General features: G+C 70.3%; 2 protein-coding genes and 1 pseudogene. 2 read left to right on the plus strand and 1 reads right to left on the minus strand.

The annotated features are described in order from the left end of the window. Positions 1-203: 203 nt before the first annotated feature. Positions 204-455 (plus strand): helix-turn-helix domain-containing protein, encoded by a 252-nt coding sequence (locus H7965_RS29030; RefSeq protein WP_186773979.1) that lies wholly within the window; start codon positions 204-206, stop codon positions 453-455. Between the two features lie 361 nt (positions 456-816). Then, a complete protein-coding gene (locus H7965_RS29035; RefSeq protein ID WP_186773980.1) occupies positions 817-3,204 on the plus strand; it encodes a helicase-related protein in 2,388 nt (795 codons plus the stop codon). Positions 3,205-3,554: 350 nt separating this feature from the next. On the opposite strand, the pseudogene H7965_RS30610 reads toward H7965_RS29035, so the two are convergent. Then, positions 3,555-3,762, minus strand: a pseudogene (locus H7965_RS30610) (CoA transferase); the annotation flags it as partial.

The following is a 3,762-nucleotide window of genomic DNA, read 5'->3' on the forward strand; positions in this document are numbered from 1 at the left end:
CGCTGACCAGCGCCTTCAGCTCGGCCGGCGACAGCGCGTCAGGATCGGCGGGCGGGACCATGCGCCCGAGCGAATCAGACCAGCCGCCACCTGGGAAGGGCAAACTGCACCCTCGCCACAGGTTTTGCCCCTCTTACTGACTGTCTGTTGATCTGTGAGGCCAGAAACACCATCTTTGTGTCCTACAAACACGGAGCTATTCGATGCAGATAAGCCCCATCGTGGCACGGGGGCGAGTGATCGCGGCTGGCCGGATGCTTGCTGGTCTGGACCAGGAGCAGCTCGCAACCGAAGCCGGCCTTTCCCCTTCCACCGTGTCAAAGGTCGAGCAGGGCCGGAAGAACGTCCGCGAGACGACCTGGCGGGCAGTGAAGCAGGCTCTTGAACGTCTGGGCGTCGACCTGATCCAGAACAACAAGACGGGGCATCACGCCGTCGGCACGAGCTACGCCTGACAGCGTGGCTTGCTGTGTCGAGATATCGGCACGGGCTGTTTGCCACCGCGCGTTACTAAAGTCGGGTCGGGCGGTTGCGCGGGCTGATGCCCAACGCCTTCGCTATCTTTCCGATACGGCGACGGAGCGGAGGAAGGCAGGTGGGTAGTCCGGCGGCGGTCAACAGGATCAGGCGATCCGGATACCGGGCGGTTAGCTACGGTGCGGGGCAGCAATGCCCAGGGCGTCCCGATGAGGCCCGACAGTGTGGACAGCAAATAGCGCCCGACCCGGGGGGCGACTGAACGCCAGGGATGCCCAGGCGCTAACCTGCCGACACGGCCGTCCTGGCGTCAGGGCAGGTCCCGGACAGGAGACCCTTATGGGGCAAGACCATCTCTCCCGTTCCGCGAATGGCGGCGCCGGCCGGCAGCGGCCGGACCGGTCGGCCGCCCCTGCCGCCGAGGCCGCCCCTGCCGGCCAGGCCGAACTGCGCCGCCGCAGGTGGCGCAGCCGGCTGGAGACCCTGGCCAGGCAGGCCCAGGCACTGCCGGTCCGGCGCGACGACTTGGATGTGGCGGTTGCCGGCATCAGCGATCCGGATGTCGGGGATGCCGGCTTGCTGGCGGCACTGCGCGAAGCGGTCATGGCGCGGCTCGGCGGCTACGGCACCCCGGAGACGGCGCTTGCTGCCGCTCTGGACGAGTTACCAAAAGGGCCGGCCGGGGAGGCCTCGCTGGAGGTGGTCGGTCATTGCGCCAGCTTTGTCGCCGAGGCCTTCGCGCTACCCGCCCCGGAGGCCGCTGCCTTTGCCCGGCGGGCGGCCGAGGCCGAGCGCCGGCGCCGGTCCGAGCGGCGCAGCGCGGCACGGGCGGCGCGCGAGACCCGGGCCGAGGAGGAGCGCCGGCTGAAGGCCTGGGAGGCCTCCCTGATCGGCGCCGGAGCGGTGCCGGAGCTGCTGGGCTGTACCAGGGCGGAAGCCGAGCGCTGGATCCGCACTGGCCGGCTGCCGGTGGCCCGCCGTGTGGCGGTCCGTAAGGGCGGCAGCACGGTGCGGGAGCTCCAGTTCGACCCCGCTACCCTGGAGACCCTACGTGGCTCGCTGCCGGAGTGGCGGAATATCGACGCCGGCAGCCCCTCGCCGGCGGTCCGGGAGGCCCGGGCCGAGCCCCGGGGAGCGAGCAATTCAGCTGTTGCCCGGGTGGCGGGGCTTGACCGCTACGCCGCGCACTTCGTCACCGCCCGGGCGCTGAACCGCCGGATCATCGCCTGCCTCGGGCCGACCAATTCGGGCAAGACCTATTTCGGCCTGACACGGCTGGCCGAGGCCGAGAGCGGCCTGGCGCTCGGGCCGCTGCGGCTGCTGGCGCATGAGTACCGGGAGGCGCTCGAGGCGCGCGGCGTGCCCACCGCGCTCTCGACCGGCGAGGAGCGCATCCTGGCTCCCGGCAGCCGCCACACCGCCGCGACAGTGGAGATGTGCCCCTTCCGCACGCCGGTCGATGTGGCGGTGATCGACGAGGCGCAAATGCTGGCCGACCCCGAACGGGGCCCGGCCTGGACGGCAGCCATCATGGGTGTGCCGGCGCGGACGGTGATCGTACTGGGCGCCCCGGATGCTGCACCGATGATCCAGCGCATCGCCACGCTCTGCGGCGACCCGGTGGAGGAGGTGCGGCTGGAGCGCATGGGGCCGCTGGTGGCGGCGCCGGATCCGGTGCCGCTCGACGATATCGGCCGCGGCGATGCGGTGATCGCCTTCTCGCGGCGGGAGGTGTTCGAGCTCCGCGCGGCCTTGCTGCGGCGCGGGCGGAGTGTGGCGGTGGTCTATGGCGCGCTCGGCCCCACCGTGCGGCGGGCCGAGGCGCGGCGCTTCCGGGAGGGCGAGGCGGAGGTGCTGGTGGCGACCGACGCGATCGGCATGGGCCTCAATATCGGCCCCTTGCGACGGGTGGTGTTCTCGGCGCTGAGCAAATGGGACGGGCAGCAGGACCGGCCGCTGACCGTGCAGGAGATCAAGCAGATCGGCGGCCGGGCCGGGCGGTTTGGCGGCGCTCATGCCGAGGGGACCGTCGCCGTGCTCAAGGGCGGCGGCGATCCGGCAGCGATTGCCCATGCGCTGGCCGCGGGCCCCGTCGCGCCGGGGGATTTGCGCCCTCCGGTGGCGCCGGATGCCGAGATCATTGCTGCGGTGGCGGCCGAGATCGGCACCGAGAGCCTGTTCGGCACCTTGCGGCGGATCGAGCGGGCGGTGCTGCGGCGGGACGATCCAAACTATCGGCTGGGCGATCTCTCGACACAGATCGCCATTGCTGCGGCGGTGGACGGGGTGCGGGAGTTGTCGCTGCTGGACCGCTGGACCTATGCAATGTGCCCGGCGGACGAGCGGGACGAGGGCGTCGAGCGGCTGGCAGATTGGGCGGTGGAGCATGCGCTTGGCCGGGCGGTGGCGCCGCCACGGGCCGGACATTTGCCGCCGCCCGCTCGGGCCAGCCAGGAGGCGCTGCAACTGGCCGAGCGGGTGCATCGCCGCCTTGTAGCCTGGCGCTGGATGGCGCTGCGGTTCCCGGAGGTCTACCGCGACATCGACGGCGCGCTGGCGGAGAGCCGTCGGCTCAACGAATGGATCGAGGCGGTGCTGGCCACCCGCCCGTCCGGCCGGGTGCTGGTCGTGCCGGGTGGTGTTGTTGGGGAGGCCGGTGGTGCGTTACAGGGCCATTCCAGGCGGCGCCAGTTCGGCCAGCGCGCAAGGGCAGCCCAGCAGCCTTGATCCGCCGCCAAGGGCACCTTCGTGGAAGGGGTGGACGCTAGACCAGATGTCCGCCTGAGACAGGGGCGACCCGTCTCACAGTATGCAGGTTGCGAGGGTTGCGCCGGATGACCAGCCCCCATCGAGTGATCCAGGCGAAATTTCAGTGGACAGCCACCTCAGTCGGCTGCGCGGGGCTGCCCGGGCCTGAACTGCGGGTCTTCGGCGTGAGGCCTTGTTGCAACGTCTCCGGTGTCCGAAATCTAGGGACCACCTCAGTTTCGAGGGTCAGGACCAGCCGCCCTTCGGCTCCCGGCCATACTCGTCCTGTAAAAATGAGATCAAAGGGATTACCGGTCAGACGTGTGGCATCAGCGAGGTTCAGCGTTCCGGGCCAACCATTCGGGTCGGTCTCCACCGAACTTGGGGGTGGGCAACGCCCATCGGCACGTCGTCTCCGACATGCGTAGTACCGGGCCAAGCGTCATCAGGTCGCCGTAGGAGGAGTCCTCGCGCACATACAGGGGTTCGAGTTCGGCCTCGGTCAGCTGCTCGGGCGCATCGTTGAAGCCGCTGACC

The organism is Siccirubricoccus deserti, assembly GCF_014283215.1.
Lineage (GTDB): Bacteria > Pseudomonadota > Alphaproteobacteria > Acetobacterales > Acetobacteraceae > Siccirubricoccus > Siccirubricoccus deserti.

What these genes read in the sequence shown, in the direction of transcription:
- H7965_RS29030 (WP_186773979.1), top strand. Translation starts at nt 204, where the DNA reads ATGCAGATAAGCCCCATCGTGGCACGGGGGCGAGTGATCGCGGCTGGC.
- H7965_RS29035 (WP_186773980.1), top strand. Translation starts at nt 817, where the DNA reads ATGGGGCAAGACCATCTCTCCCGTTCCGCGAATGGCGGCGCCGGCCGG.